Below are 13790 nucleotides of genomic sequence, written 5' to 3'. Positions count from 1 at the left end.
ATGAATACGGCATTTCTCCTCTTTTTGGTCATCGTAGCGGGAACGTTGGTCATTACGTATTACGCGGCCAAAAAGACGAAGACCGCCAGCGAGTTTTATACCGCGGGGGGCGGATTAACGGGTTGGCAGAACGGTCTTGCCATAGCGGGCGATTACATGTCCGCCGCTTCATTCCTGGGCATTGCCGGGATGGTCGCGCTTTTCGGGTTCGACGGTTTTTTCTACAGCATCGGCTTTCTGGTCGCCTATCTCGTCGTGCTTTATTTGATCGCCGAGCCGCTGCGCAATTTAGGCAAGTATACGATGGCGGATATGATCGCGGCCCGATTCGACGATAAGAAAGTTCGGGGCGTCGCGGCGCTCAATTCGATTACGATTTCCATCTTTTATATGATCGCCCAATTGGTTGGAGCCGGCGCCTTGATCAAGCTCCTCCTTGGGTTGGACTATACGACCTCCGTCTTGATCGTTGGTGCGCTGATGACGGTATATGTCGTATTCGGCGGCATGACGGCCACCAGCTGGGTGCAGATCATTAAGTGTGTGCTCCTCATGGCAGGCACGCTCATTATTTCGCTGATCGTGTTCGCCAAATTCAATTTCAATGTCCTGTATATGTTCGAGCAGATGGCTACGGTCACGCCGCTGAAGGAGGCGTTCTTAAATCCGGGCAACAAGTTTACGAACGGACTGGACACGATCTCGCTCAATCTGGCGCTCGTTCTCGGCACGGCGGGACTGCCGCATATTCTCATCCGCTTCTTTACCGTGAAAGACGCCCCGACCGCAAGGAAGTCCGTGGTCGTCGCCACCTGGATTATCGGCGTGTTTTATGTGATGACGATTTTCCTCGGGTTCGGCGCAGCTGCTTTTGTAGGAAACGATGTGATTGTGCAGGCGAACGCCGCCGGCAACATGGCGGCTCCGCTGCTGGCCAAGGCGCTTGGTGGAGACTTCCTGTTCGCCTTCGTATCGGCTGTGGCCTTCGCGACCATACTGGCCGTAGTCGCCGGCCTCGTCCTCTCGGCGGCATCCGCGTTCGCTCATGACTTCTACGGGCATATCGTACGTAAGGGGAAGGCGACGGAGAAGGAGCAGGTGAAGGCCGCGAAGCTGGCTTCCATCGGCGTGGCGCTGATTTCCATCGTGCTGGCGTTATTCGCCCAAAAGCTCAACGTAGCGTTCCTGGTGGCACTCGCTTTCGCCGTCGCCGCAAGCGCCAATCTGCCCGTGCTCGTGTTTACCGTGTTCTGGCGGAGATTCAATACGGCCGGCGCTGTGACGGGGATGCTCGTAGGCTTGATCAGCGCGCTGGCGTTGGTGGCGATCAGCCCCAACGTATGGGACCCGGTGGCCGGCAAGGCGGTTCTCGTCGGCAATCCGCTCATTTCGCTCACGAATCCCGGCATTATCTCGATACCGCTCGGTTTCCTTGGAGCCTATGCAGGCACCATGCTCTCGTCCAAGCGCAACGATGCGAAGTACGATGAGATCTTGGTGAAGGCCAATACAGGCATGCAGGAAGCAGGTTAATACAAACTTCACAGACAACGGCGTCCCTCTTTACCGAGGGACGCCGTTGTTTGGCGTTGCTGCAGTGTGAAGGCTTCATCTAACCGCCATCATTCGTTCATTAATTGTTCATACACGGTCTATATACTGGCAGAAGAATCCAAAGCGAGAGGTTGAAGATGGAGATGAGCGGAGGGCCATATGCTGCGGCAACAACAAAATCGGATAAACCGATTTTGGAGCTTGTGAATGTAACCAAAACCTATGGAAGCCGGGAAGTCGTACGCGGACTTTCACTGGACGTCTACCCGGGTGAGGTATTCGGTTTCTTGGGTCCGAACGGCGCCGGGAAGACGACGACCATTCGAATGCTGGTCGGATTAATTGCCTTATCGGCCGGAGAGATCAAAATAAACGGGTTCAGTATCCGGCATCAGAAAAAGCAAGCGTTGAAATTCGTCGGTTCGATCGTGGAGAACCCGGAAATGTACAAATATATGTCCGGGTACAAAAACCTGCTGCATTTCGCGCGCATGATTCCGGGCATTACGAAGCACAGGATCCAAGAAATGGTCGAATTGGTCGGATTGGAAGACCGGATCCATGACAAAGTAAAAACGTATTCGCTCGGGATGCGCCAACGGCTTGGCGTAGCGCAAGCGCTGCTTCACAAGCCGTCCCTTCTCGTTCTGGACGAACCGACGAACGGGCTGGACCCTGCCGGAATCCGCGAGCTTCGCGATTATTTGAAAGTGCTGGCTCATGTGGAAGGGACGGCTATTATCGTTTCGAGTCATCTGTTGTCCGAGATGGAGCTCATGTGTGACCGCGCGGCCATCATTCAAAACGGAGCGTTGGTGGAAATTCAATCGCTTGCGGAGGTCAAGGAAGGGGACGAAGTGCTGGACGTCTTCTTCGAGGTTGATAAGCCGAAGTATGGAGCCGAGCAAGTGATGGGAATGTCGTCCGAATTCGTCAGGGAGGTTCATCCGAACGGCTTCTCGGTGAAAGCCTTGAAGGAGAGCATCCCTCTCATTACCGACCGGTTAGTTGGCACGGGTGTGAAGGTATATGCCATTTCGAAGCGCGGAAAATCGCTCGAAGACAAATTTTTGGAAATCACAAGGAGGGGAGCCCGTGATGCATCTGCTGTCGCTCGTTCGTAATGAACATATGAAAATCTTTAGCCGTTTTCGCACGTGGAGCTTCATGGTGCTGCTCGTGCTGTTGACGCTGCTGCCGCTGTTTCTTCAGAACAAGGCGCCGCAGGAGGGCAACTGGCAGACGCAGCTGGAACAGGAGAATATCCAGCTTCAGAAGACGGTCGGCGACCCGGAAATGCCTCAGTCGGAGGTGCAATCGCTTCGAAACAAGATCATGGTGAACGAATACCGGATAGCCCATAGCATCAAGCCTTACAACTCGGTATGGGGAACGGTCAACGAATTGTCGGTATACATCGCGGTCGTCACGTTTTTTACCGTTATCGTCACGTCGGATGCCGTGGCCGGCGAGTTCTCCGCGGGAACGATCAAGATGCTGTTAACGAGACCGGTCAGCCGCTCCAAGGTGCTGCTTTCCAAATATTTGGCCTCCTTTTGTTTCGGCCTGATCCTGCTATGCCTGTTGTTTGCGGCCTCTTTCATCATCGGCTCGATCGCGCACGGATTCGAAGGCGTATCGGACCCGTACTTGTATGTGAAAGACGGCGCCGTCCATGAAGGCTCCATGGTTCTTCATTCGATGAGCACCTATGGGCTGAAATCGGTCAATTTGTTGATGCTCGTGACGCTCGCCTTTATGATTTCCGCCGTATTCCGCAGCGTGAACATGGCGGTCGCGATCTCGATTCTGCTGCTCTTTACGGGAAATCTAATCGTGTTCGTACTCAGCAAATTCGAATGGGTGAAATATGTGCTGTTCGCCAACACCGACTTAACGAAGTATTTGGACGGCGGGGTTCCGATGGAAGGGATGAGCATGAACTTCTCCTTAGCCGTGCTTGCCGCATACTTTGTGCTCTTTAACGCGGTGTCCTGGACGGTATTTGCAAAGAGAGACGTGGCCGCGTAGCTTTCCCAAATAGGCGAACACGAACAAGGCGCGATATGCTACGATATAAGCCGATGGAATAATTAGGAGGCTTATCCGATGATTAAAATCATGGTAGTCGATGACGATCCTTATATCCGGGAGCTCATCCGGCTTTACTTGAAGAATGAAGATTACGGCATTATGGAAGCGGAGGACGGGGAGGAGGCGCTGCGCCTGCTCTCCGAAGCTTCCGTAGGCCTTGTCATTCTCGATATTATGATGCCGAAGATGGACGGCTGGGAGCTATGCCGGACCATTCGCAGCCATTACGATTTGCCCGTTCTGATGATTTCGGCCAAATCGGAAACGGTAGACAAAATCAAAGGCTTTCAGGTCGGCACAGACGATTATTTGGCCAAGCCGTTCGACCCGGTGGAGATGATCATGCGCGTGAAAGCCTTGTTGAAGAGATACAAGGTTTCTACGGCCAGCGTGATCCGTTTCGGCGAATTGGAAATCGACGGGCCGCTGCACGAGGTCCGGGTTAATAAAGAAAAGCTGCACCTGCCGCCCAAGGAGTTCGATATTTTATTCAAATTGGCTAACTATCCGAACAAAATTTTTACGAGAGGCGACCTGATCGAACAAATCTGGGGCAGCGATTTCGACGGGGATGAACGAACGGTTGATGTTCATATCAAACGGTTGAGGGACAAATTCGACGATCTTGCGCCATCCGTGAAAATCGTGACCGTACGCGGACTCGGCTACCGGATCGAGGTCGCTCATGTTTAAGTCGCTTTACGCCAAGGTCATTTTACTTTTCCTTGCCATCGTCGTATCCATATTAGGGCTTGGATATTACGTGATCAGCACCTACTTGGGCAACTATTTGCGCGATCGCGTACAGGAGGAAATGCACCGGGTGGCGGTTTCCTCCATCCATTTGTATAACGAAATGACGGATGAGTCGTTCACGCTGGTGCTGAAGGGCTTTTTTCTGCCGAAAAGCTATTTTTTGAATATATACCGCTTCGACGGCGGGCAGCCTGTTCTCGTCCCGATGGGCGGTAACGCGACAATCGATGTAGACCCTTCGATCGTCAGGGCGATGTTTCTGAACAAGCAGGAATACCACGGACCCGCGTATCCGCATTACGATCCGAAGGATATGTCACTTACGGTGCTAGGCGTCCCCTTTGATCATAACGGACAGCCTTATGCGATTTTGCTCCAGCAGGACTTCACCAATTCCGTGAAATTCCAAATTAACTTGACGATCGTTCTGCTTATTTTCTTGCTTATCGGCAGCGTGCTGCTCTTTTTTGTATCGACCAAACATCTGATGAAACCGCTTAGGGAAATGGTGAGGGCGACCCGGAAAGTGTCCAAGGGAGACTTTGAGGTTAAAGTAGCCGCTACACGCAAGGATGAAGTGGGGATGCTGGCTTTTCATTTTAACCGCATGGCGGGGGAACTGAAGCAGATCGAGCAGATGCGCAGGGATTTTGTATCGAACGTATCTCATGAAATCCAATCGCCGCTTACTTCGATTCGCGGCTTCTCCAATGCGCTGAAGAACGGTCTCGTGCAGGAGGAGGACCGGGTGCGCTACTATACCATTATCCATGACGAAAGCGAGCGGCTATCCCGGCTGTGCGATAATTTGTTAAAGCTGGCTTCGCTGGAATCGGACCATCATCCCTTCGTGCTCCTCACCTACCCCCTGGACGAGCAGCTTCGCAAAGTGATTATAGCCAGTGAGCCGCTATGGGCGCGGAAAGAGATCGACATCCGGATACAATTGGAGCCTGCGGTCATCACAGCCGACCAGGACCAACTGTTTCAGGTATGGAAAAACCTGCTCGATAACAGCATCAAGTTTACTCCGCAAGGAGGAACGGTCGTCGTGTCCTTGACCAGGGCCGGGAAACAAGTCCGTGTCAGCTTCATGGATAGCGGGCCGGGTATTCCGGCGGATGAAATCGATAAAATATTCGACCGGTTTTATAAAGCAGACAAGTCGCGGAACCGCAAACGGGAGGGGAACGGGCTGGGCCTGGCCATCTCCAAGCGTATCGTCGACCTTCACAAGGGCGAGATTCATGCCCAAAATAACGAAACCGGCGCGGTGTTTATCGTAACCGTACCGGTGAAGCCCTAGTGTGAGGAGGAAAAAAGATGATGAGACCGGCCGTGCTTTGTTTACTTGGCATCGTTTGTTTATTGTCAGGTATGGCCGCCAGGAACCTGTGGACATGGTCTCCCCTCGTTGGCTGGGCTCTTGCCCTGATCTTTATTTTCGGGGCGATCTTCACAGCGGTTAAGAACAACAAGTCAACGCGGAAGTAGATACGGATGGATAGCGGTAGTGAAAATCCCCTGACAAACACTTATCTGTTTGTCAGGGGATTTGTTTCGATTACGGCGATGTGGACGGCTGCTGAGCCGAATTGTCCTCCGGCTGCGCCGCCTTTGCCTTGATCAGCTCCTGCTGGGCCAGCTGCTCGATGTTTTGCAGCGCTTGATCCACCGAAATTTTATTTTGCATAAGCGCTTCGATCTCCTGATTGGCCGCTTTGTCGAAGGCTGCATAAAAACTTATCGGCACACCCGTAAAGTCGCCGGTATTTTTGTCGCTGGGCTTGAGTTTATAGAAGGATTCCAGACTGCGGCCGTTCTTTTCTTTCATATATGCAGGTCGCGATAACAGCTCGAATGCGGATTTGGATAGCGTTTTGGCCAGTTCGTCGCTGTTGATGTATTCCACCAGCTCCCAGGCGGCGGATTGGGCGTCGGAGTCTTCGCTAATGCTCACGATCTGGTTGATGTAGAAGCTCGAGGACTGATCGGGATTGGCCGGATCGACGGGTTCGGTAACGGCTTCCCATTGGACCGGCTTCAAGCTTTTGACATTTTGCGCGGCCTGTTCCATGGAGGTGATCATGTAATAACCCCCAAGGGTCATCGCCGCTTTTCCGGCAATGAACGGATTTTGCGTATAGATGGTTTCCGGTTTATTCTCGTCGAAAGACGGTTTGGCCGGCGGACGAACGGAACCGGATTTATAAGCGTCCACTGCGCTCTGGAGCGTTTTTTTCCAGCCCTCCGATTTCATGTTTACGATGGTTTTGTCGTCCGGATGAATCATTTGCAGCCCTTGCGTCAAGCCGATATCGTAGACAAGCTCGAAGTAGCCGCTTGCCGGTCCCATCCCGTAACCGCTGGAGGCGTAGCCGTAAATCCGCTGATCGCCCTGCTGGTCTGCCGGGAACCGTTTCGCTAACTGAAGCACTTCGTCCCACGTCATTTGATCGGTTGGATACGCAACGCCGTAACGGTCGAACAGGTCTTTGTTGTAAAAGAGCGCGCGTCCGCCAAAGCTGGGCGCCAGACCGTAGAGGCTGCCGTTTCCTTTAGATTTCAGCAGCTCTACGACCGTCGGATGCAGGTTTTCAATATCGAATCCAGTCTGCTTCACAATCGGGTCGAGCTGCAGCAGCCGCCCGTCTCCGGAAAGGCGCTGATATTGCTCCGCATTCAGGAAGAGCACATCCGGCTTTTGCTCTTTAATCAACTGATCGAACGCTTCTTTCGACGGATTGCCGGACATCATCAAGGGCATCATGGAGACCACTTCCACCTCGATGTTCGGATGCTTAACGCTGAAGGCGGAGCCGTACAGCATGTTGAAGGCCTGATCATTGTAAAACAGCACCTTGATTTTGGCTGTTTCCTCCTTGCCCAGCGGGGTAAACCCGGAGCCGGTTTGCTTCGCCGCCATATCCGGGCTGCAGCCGGCCGCGCCGAACGCCAACAGAAGCGACAGTGCAGGTAATGCTAACGTCTTTGTGTTCAATGGATGTTCCTCTCCCTTTCTCAAGTAAACTCGCTTTGAACCAGCGTAAGCGATTGTTGTGAATATCCCATGTCGAAAGCATGAATAACCGATGAACATCACAAAAAAGCTGCAAAATATCGACCCGATCCGGTTCATGCTCGTTCTCTACGCGCTGGGCGACGGTATTTTTAATGCCAATGAAATGGGTGATCTACAGTATTTCGGCATCACGGTGGAGGAACTGATAAATGAAGCGTCCCGTCTTACTTATACGGGTATCGTTAGAAACCATGGGGGAGATGAGTGAATGGTATTCGTATGGATCGCGCTAGGTCTGGTCATCATCGCGGTGGCGGGGCTGCTGCTTTATCGGGCTTACCTGCAGCGGCGGATCAGGAATCAAAGCAAGCGGTTGATAGCGGCTGGAGGAATAAGCTCGGTCGAGGAGGTCCGGTTGGGCGGCTTAAAGCAGTACGTCCTGATCCAGGCCGAAGATGCAAGCAAGCCTGTCTTGCTGGTGCTGCACGGGGGACCGGGTATGCCGGTTCCCGGCGTAGGCTGCCGCGGTGTCGACTGGGTGTTCAATCTATCGACGGCGGAATTGATCAAGCACTTTACGGTCGTGTTCTGGGATCAGCGGGGTACGGGCAAAACGTACGCTGCCGAAACACCGGCATCCTCCATGAACATGGAGCAGTTTCTGACTGACGCGAGTGAACTGACGGATTGGCTGCAGGCGCGCTTCCAGACGGACAAAATTTTTCTTTCCGGGGTGTCCTGGGGTTCGATTATCGGGATTCAATTGGCACACCGTTACCCGGATAAATTTCATGCCTATATCGGCATTGCGCAGATTGTGAATTGGGCGGAGAGCGACCAAATCGCCTATGAGTGGCTGCTGGGGCGGGCCCAGGAAACCGGCAGTTATGATGCCTTGTCCGGCATCCGCAGGCTTGACATGCCGGTTTGCTTTTTCCATAGCCTGCATGACATAACGATATCGGGCAAGCTGCTCCAGCAGTTTTACGAACGATTGGAAGCTCCTCAAGGCAAGCATCTGACGTGGCTTGAACAGTCCGCCCACATCTACAGTCCGGCTGACTCCCGGCTGGTGGAAAAAGGCGTTATCGAGTTTAAAACCAATTTGCATGTATAATTGGAATCAGGTGTATCCGTAACCAGGAAAGGAAGCTTGCTATGAATAGCTACGTTGATCAGGAAACGGGAGTGTTCCCGTCCGTATGTTCGTTGGATTGTCCGGACCAGTGCGGTCTGCTGATTCATAAAGAAGCCGGTAAAATCGTGAAAATCGAGGGCGATCCGGCACATCCTGTCACGCAAGGGGCGATCTGCAACAAAGTGCGCCATATGGCCGAGCGTATTTACGATCCGAACCGTCTGCGCTATCCGTTGAAACGTACGGGGAAGAAGGGGGAGCGCCGTTTCGAGCGCATCTCGTGGGAAGAGGCCATCGATACGATTACTACCCGGTGGAAACGCCTCATAGCCGCGGAAGGGGCGGAAGCGATTCTTCCGTACAGCTTTTACGGCAACATGGGAATGCTCGGGACGGAAGGCATGGACCGCCGGTTTTTCCACCGGTTAGGCGCCAGCCGATTGCTGTATACGATCTGCCAAGCCGCGGGTACGGAAGGGTACGGCTACACGATGGGAGGCAGCTTCGGCATCGATCCGGAGGATACCGTCCACTCGAAGCTGATCATCATGTGGGGAATCAATGCGGTCAGCACGAACATGCATCAGGTGATGCTGGCGGAGAAGGCCCGCAAGAACGGGGCGACCGTTGTGGTCATCGATGTGCACAAGAACCAAACCGGCCGGTGGGCCGACTGGTTTATCCCGGTATTGCCGGGGACGGATGCGGCGCTGGCCCTGGGCATCATGCACATTCTGTTCGCCGAGCAGCTGGTGGACGAAGACTTTCTCCGTGAGTACACCGTGGGGCACGAGGAGCTTCGGCAGCATGTGCGGCAGTATGAACCGGCCGTCGTCTCCTCGATTACGGGAGTTCCGAAGGAAGATCTTTACCGGCTTGCCCGGTTGTACGGGCAAACCTCGCCGTCCTTCATCCGGATCGGCAACGGGCCGCAGCATCACGATAACGGCGGGATGTGCATCCGGACGATCTCGTGTCTGCCGGCGCTGACCGGACAATGGCTCAAGAAGGGCGGAGGCGCGATCAAAGGAAACAGCGGCTATCTGGCGCATCATGCGTCGGCGCTGCAGCGTCCGGATTTGTTAAGGAAGCCGACGCGGCGGATTAACATGAATGAGCTCGGCAGCGCCTTGCTGGAGCTGGAGCCTCCGATTCGCTCGCTGTATGTATATAATTCCAATCCGGCCGTGGTCGCTCCGCATGCGAACAAGGTGAGACAAGGGCTGCAGCGGGAAGATCTGTTTACGGTGGTCCATGATCTGTTCCTGACGGAAACGGCGGCGTATGCGGATATCGTGCTGCCGGCCACGTCGTCGCTGGAGAATACGGACTTCTACCGTTCTTACTGGCATCACTATGTGCAGCTGCAGCGGCCGGTGATCAAACCCTATGCCGAAAGCAAATCGAATGTGGATGTGTTCCGTCTGTTGGCGCAGGCGATGGGCTTCGAGGAACCGGCGTTTCAGGATACGGAAGCAGAGATGATCCGGCAGGCGTTGGACCATCCCGGCAATCCGCATCTGGCCGACGTTACCTACGAGACGTTGGCGGAGAAGCAGTTCGTGAAGGGAAGGGTGAAGCCGCTATTGCCGGGCAAGCTGCCGACGCCAAGCGGGAAGATCGAGCTGTATTCCAGGACGATGGAGCGCCGGGGGTTTCCGCCTCTGCCTACGTACACACCGCTTGCCGGAGACGGCGACCTGCCGTTCTTGTTCATTCCGGCGCCGAACCATAACTTTCTCAATTCCACGTTCGCGCATAACGAGAAGCATGTCCGCCTGGAGAAAGCTCCAAAATTGCATATGAATGAGGCGGATGCTGCGGCTCTCGGTATTACGACCGGAGATTGCGTCCGTCTCTGGAATGACCGGGGGGAATGCGAGCTCATGGCGATCGCGGGCGAGGACGTCCTGCCGGGCGTCGTCGTCACTCAAGGGCTATGGGCGGACTCGCCGGGAAGCAAGACGCTCGTCAACGCGCTGACCCCTGACCGTCTGGCGGATATGGGGGGAGGGGCCGTCTTTTTCTCGGGGCGGGTGAACGTGGAGAAGGTACAGTACGGGAAGTGAACGGGCCTGACGCTGTTCGACACGGCCTCCTCCGGCAGCCGCAGCCGGGGAGGCTTTTTTCTTTCCATCCCAAGGACCCGACGGAAGTGAAGTCCGCCGAGTCCTTTTTGGTATGCTCCGCCGAAGCCATTCATGAATTTATCGAACAGCTCTTGTTTTTTACGCTACTTGTTCTTCACGCTCGGGTTCGCCGTCCCACGCCATGGCCGATTGGCTTGGAGCTATGCGTCTATAAGGGGATCAATGTTCCCAATACGTTCACAAGCATATTTTTCGCGTCGTTTCGACATTTGCTATACTATTGTAGATGAATGAAATGAACGGAGGGACGACGACAGATGGCCGAGTCGCGGAAACTGATGGAAGAAGCCGAACAATTCGTGCGAGCGTGTTACGCGGAGCTGAACAAGACGCCGGGCGAGACGGCTGAGCGCATCGAGGAGATCAGACAAGCGGTCGACGCAACGGGGGGTTACGAGCATACGCCCGAGGAGCTGCGGCATGGCGCCAAGATGGCTTGGCGCAACAGCAACCGGTGCATCGGGCGGCTGTTCTGGGAGTCGCTCGAAGTTTTCGACGCCAGACATATCGATACGGAGGCGGACATGGCGGAGACGTTATTCCGTTATATGGCGTTCGCTGCCAACAGCGGGAAAATTCGTCCCGCGATCACGATCTTCAAGCCGGAAACCGAGCCGGGGCGGGGGGCGCGAATATGGAATCATCAGCTTATCCGGTATGCGGGGTACGAGACGGAGTTCGGCATGGTCGGAGACCCGGCTTCGGCGTCGCTGACCCGATGCTGCCTGGAGCTGGGCTGGAAGGGGGAAGGCACCCCTTACGACGTGCTGCCGCTGGTGCTGAGCATGGACGGGCGTCCTCCGCGCTTATTCCCGATTCCGAAGGAGCTTGTGCTGGAGGTCCCGATTACGCATCCGGAGTATCCGGCGATGGCCGGGCTGGGGCTGAAGTGGTACGGAGTGCCGATGGTATCGGATATGCGGCTCGACATCGGCGGCCTATCGTACACGGCAGCGCCGTTCAACGGCTGGTATATGGGCACGGAAATCGGGGCGCGCAATTTGGCCGATCCGCAGCGCTACGACATGCTGCCTCGGGTCGCGGCCGTCATGGGGCTCGACACGAACCGAGAATCGTCGCTGTGGCGGGATAAGGCGCTCGTCGAGCTCAACGTGGCGGTGCTGGATTCGTACAAGCGGCAGGGCGTCACGATTGTCGACCATCACACGGCGGCTTCGCAGTTCCGGCGCTTTGAAGAGCTGGAGGCGAAGCGTGGACGGCAGACGACCGGGGACTGGACCTGGCTGATCCCGCCGATGTCCCCGGCGACGACGCATGTGTTTCACAGCCATTACGAGAATCGGGTGGAAATGCCGAATTTTTTTTACCAGGAGCGAGTTTATGAAACGAGCGGAGGAACCGGCCATGCACGAGAAAGCGGAACGCATCAAACGAATGAAACTACCCGGCGAGGTGTCCAAGCCGGGCTTTGAGCATCGGCTGCCGCCGGGCCAAGTGTGGACGGACCGGTTTCCGATTTTACATGAGGGCGCGGTGCCGGCGTACGACTTGGCGACATGGAGCTTGCGCATGTTCGGCGAGTTGAAGGAAGAGAAGACGCTTACGCACCGGGACCTCATGGCGCTGCCGCAAACGCGGATCACCTGCGACATCCACTGTGTCACCCGCTGGTCCAAAGCGGATACGGTATGGGAAGGCGTCTTGGTCCGGGACGTGCTGGGCCTGCTGGACGTGAACCCCGAAGCGGGTTACGTGATGGTGTACGCCGACCACGACTACGAAACGAATGTGCCGCTGAAGGATCTGCTCGGCGATCAGGCGATGCTGGCGCACAGCTATGACGGCAAGCCGCTGACGCCGAAGCACGGCTGGCCGTTTCGCCTGCTCGTGCCGCATCTGTATTTCTGGAAGAGCGCCAAGTGGGTGCGCGGCTTCGAGTTTATGAAGGAAGACCGGACCGGCTTCTGGGAAAACAACGGGTTTCATAACGAAGCCGATCCGTTCAAGGAAGAACGGTTCTCCGGGGAGCCGCTGCCGCTGCCGGAGGACGAGTGGGTACATAAGGATTTCGATTGAAAGCCGTCCTCCGGGACGGTTTTTCTTTTGTTGCAGGACCTGCTCTACTACGTTGCGTCATTCGATCCGATGACATGGAGCCGCGTCCCCTTGCTGCGAGCCGAGGACCAACCGGCCCCGAATCGTATGCTTCTCAAAATTGTTCCCCGTTCATAAATATACATCAGCAATATACTTCATGATAGCTGATGGGGGGGCGTAAATGAGGGGAAAGCTTGAATTGTTGTCGCTCTTGCAGTTGCTTGAAGATGAAATAATGGCTTTAACGCATGGTTCCCAAGCGTGCGGCGGCGGTTACAACCTTCTCCGAACTAAATTGGATGAGCTGTGCGAGTTTATGGTTAGGGACGAAACCATACGACAATGGAAGGTTTGGGGACGTGATAAAGAAATTCAAAATCAAGCGGAGCGATTAAGAGAAGCCTCCTTAGAAGCCCTTTGCAATGTAGAAAAATATGTATCCCAATCCATCTCGCTTGAGGAATGGGGAGCAAGCCCGTATTTAAACCACCTATTCCACTCGGTGAAGGGAGAATGGCAAAGCTTTGGTATGGACGGCCGCTCGAAATTGCTTTTTATCGGAGCGGGGGCGCTGCCCATTTCGGTTCTTACCTTTGCCAAGGAGTTCGGTTCGACAGCATTGGGAATTGATATTGACCCCGCAACCGTAGGGTTAGCCAATCGTGCGGCTAAAGCTTGCGGACTGGAGACGCTCGTTCGTTTCTCAGACGAGAAATTAAGCGGCCTCGCCTTTCGGCGGGAGGCGACTCATATCATGATCGCTTCGCTGGTCAAGAACAAGCACGAGGTGCTGAAGCAATTAAAAGAAACAACCAGGGACGATGTCGAAATTATGGTAAGATTCGGGAACGGAGTGAAGTCCATCTTTAATTATCCGTTTGAATACGGGTTAACCAGAGACTGGTTACCGGTTCAAATCATCGAGTCAAACCCGATCTACGACACGGTTATACTTCATAAATCGGCGTCACAAGTCGGGAAGGCGGTCCTGGCCTGAATCGAACGATTCAAACGGACA

Annotated in this window: 13 protein-coding genes; 12 read left to right on the top strand and 1 reads right to left on the bottom strand. The window is 54.6% G+C overall.

Features of this window, described 5'->3' with window-relative positions:
* From PVA01S_RS13785 to PVA01S_RS26635, 6 genes are all read left to right on the top strand, one after another.
* A complete protein-coding gene (locus PVA01S_RS13785; protein WP_127608095.1) occupies positions 1-1533 on the top strand; it encodes a solute symporter family protein in 1533 nt (510 codons plus the stop codon).
* A 158-nt stretch (positions 1534-1691) separates the two neighbouring features.
* Positions 1692-2678: an ABC transporter ATP-binding protein gene (locus PVA01S_RS13780; protein ID WP_244932956.1), complete on the top strand. Its 987-nt coding sequence runs from the start codon at positions 1692-1694 to the stop codon at positions 2676-2678.
* Positions 2653-3585: an ABC transporter permease gene (locus PVA01S_RS13775; protein WP_236595779.1), complete on the top strand. Its 933-nt coding sequence runs from the start codon at positions 2653-2655 to the stop codon at positions 3583-3585. The genes PVA01S_RS13780 and PVA01S_RS13775 overlap by 26 nt, the downstream gene beginning before the upstream one ends.
* Before the next feature lie 78 nt (positions 3586-3663).
* Positions 3664-4341: a response regulator transcription factor gene (locus PVA01S_RS13770; RefSeq protein ID WP_127608093.1), complete on the top strand. Its 678-nt coding sequence runs from the start codon at positions 3664-3666 to the stop codon at positions 4339-4341.
* Entirely contained in the window at positions 4334-5710 is a 1377-nt protein-coding gene (locus tag PVA01S_RS13765; protein WP_127608092.1) for a sensor histidine kinase, read from the top strand. Before PVA01S_RS13770 ends, PVA01S_RS13765 begins: the two co-directional genes overlap by 8 nt.
* Positions 5711-5727: 17 nt before the next feature.
* On the top strand, positions 5728-5898 hold the full coding sequence (locus tag PVA01S_RS26635; protein WP_155615083.1) for a hypothetical protein: 171 nt from the start codon (positions 5728-5730) through the stop codon (positions 5896-5898).
* 70 nt (positions 5899-5968) lie between these two features.
* On the opposite strand, the gene PVA01S_RS13760 is transcribed toward PVA01S_RS26635, so the two are convergent.
* On the bottom strand, positions 5969-7405 hold the full coding sequence (locus PVA01S_RS13760) for an ABC transporter substrate-binding protein (protein ID WP_164751830.1): 1437 nt from the start codon (positions 7403-7405) through the stop codon (positions 5969-5971).
* Positions 7406-7496: 91 nt separating this feature from the next.
* On the opposite strand from PVA01S_RS13760, the gene PVA01S_RS26630 reads away from it, so the two are divergent.
* The 6 genes from PVA01S_RS26630 to PVA01S_RS13735 all read left to right on the top strand — a co-directional run bounded on the left by PVA01S_RS26630 (position 7497) and on the right by PVA01S_RS13735 (position 13769).
* A complete protein-coding gene (locus PVA01S_RS26630) occupies positions 7497-7694 on the top strand; it encodes a hypothetical protein (RefSeq protein ID WP_164751829.1) in 198 nt (65 codons plus the stop codon).
* Positions 7695-8543: an alpha/beta fold hydrolase gene (locus PVA01S_RS13755; RefSeq protein ID WP_127608090.1), complete on the top strand. Its 849-nt coding sequence runs from the start codon at positions 7695-7697 to the stop codon at positions 8541-8543.
* 41 nt (positions 8544-8584) lie between these two features.
* Positions 8585-10633 (top strand): molybdopterin oxidoreductase family protein, encoded by a 2049-nt coding sequence (locus PVA01S_RS13750; RefSeq protein ID WP_127608089.1) that lies wholly within the window; start codon positions 8585-8587, stop codon positions 10631-10633.
* Between the two features lie 338 nt (positions 10634-10971).
* Positions 10972-12147 (top strand): nitric oxide synthase oxygenase, encoded by a 1176-nt coding sequence (locus PVA01S_RS13745; RefSeq protein ID WP_127608088.1) that lies wholly within the window; start codon positions 10972-10974, stop codon positions 12145-12147.
* Positions 12080-12751 (top strand): sulfite oxidase-like oxidoreductase, encoded by a 672-nt coding sequence (locus PVA01S_RS13740; RefSeq protein WP_127608140.1) that lies wholly within the window; start codon positions 12080-12082, stop codon positions 12749-12751. Before PVA01S_RS13745 ends, PVA01S_RS13740 begins: the two co-directional genes overlap by 68 nt.
* Positions 12752-12953: 202 nt before the next feature.
* Positions 12954-13769: a class I SAM-dependent methyltransferase gene (locus tag PVA01S_RS13735; RefSeq protein ID WP_127608087.1), complete on the top strand. Its 816-nt coding sequence runs from the start codon at positions 12954-12956 to the stop codon at positions 13767-13769.
* Positions 13770-13790 lie beyond the last annotated feature (21 nt).

This window comes from Paenibacillus validus NBRC 15382, assembly GCF_004000985.1.
In the GTDB taxonomy this organism is placed as follows: domain Bacteria; phylum Bacillota; class Bacilli; order Paenibacillales; family NBRC-103111; genus Paenibacillus_G; species Paenibacillus_G validus.
Note: the sequence above shows the minus strand (reverse complement) of the source record. Positions and strands in the feature narration are given on the sequence as shown.

What these genes read in the sequence shown, in the direction of transcription:
- PVA01S_RS13785 (WP_127608095.1), top strand. Translation starts at nt 1, where the DNA reads ATGAATACGGCATTTCTCCTCTTTTTGGTCATCGTAGCGGGAACGTTG.
- PVA01S_RS13780 (WP_244932956.1), top strand. Translation starts at nt 1,692, where the DNA reads ATGGAGATGAGCGGAGGGCCATATGCTGCGGCAACAACAAAATCGGAT.
- PVA01S_RS13775 (WP_236595779.1), top strand. Translation starts at nt 2,653, where the DNA reads ATGCATCTGCTGTCGCTCGTTCGTAATGAACATATGAAAATCTTTAGC.
- PVA01S_RS13770 (WP_127608093.1), top strand. Translation starts at nt 3,664, where the DNA reads ATGATTAAAATCATGGTAGTCGATGACGATCCTTATATCCGGGAGCTC.
- PVA01S_RS13765 (WP_127608092.1), top strand. Translation starts at nt 4,334, where the DNA reads ATGTTTAAGTCGCTTTACGCCAAGGTCATTTTACTTTTCCTTGCCATC.
- PVA01S_RS26635 (WP_155615083.1), top strand. Translation starts at nt 5,728, where the DNA reads ATGATGAGACCGGCCGTGCTTTGTTTACTTGGCATCGTTTGTTTATTG.
- PVA01S_RS26630 (WP_164751829.1), top strand. Translation starts at nt 7,497, where the DNA reads ATGAACATCACAAAAAAGCTGCAAAATATCGACCCGATCCGGTTCATG.
- PVA01S_RS13755 (WP_127608090.1), top strand. Translation starts at nt 7,695, where the DNA reads ATGGTATTCGTATGGATCGCGCTAGGTCTGGTCATCATCGCGGTGGCG.
- PVA01S_RS13750 (WP_127608089.1), top strand. Translation starts at nt 8,585, where the DNA reads ATGAATAGCTACGTTGATCAGGAAACGGGAGTGTTCCCGTCCGTATGT.
- PVA01S_RS13745 (WP_127608088.1), top strand. Translation starts at nt 10,972, where the DNA reads ATGGCCGAGTCGCGGAAACTGATGGAAGAAGCCGAACAATTCGTGCGA.
- PVA01S_RS13740 (WP_127608140.1), top strand. Translation starts at nt 12,080, where the DNA reads ATGCACGAGAAAGCGGAACGCATCAAACGAATGAAACTACCCGGCGAG.
- PVA01S_RS13735 (WP_127608087.1), top strand. Translation starts at nt 12,954, where the DNA reads ATGAGGGGAAAGCTTGAATTGTTGTCGCTCTTGCAGTTGCTTGAAGAT.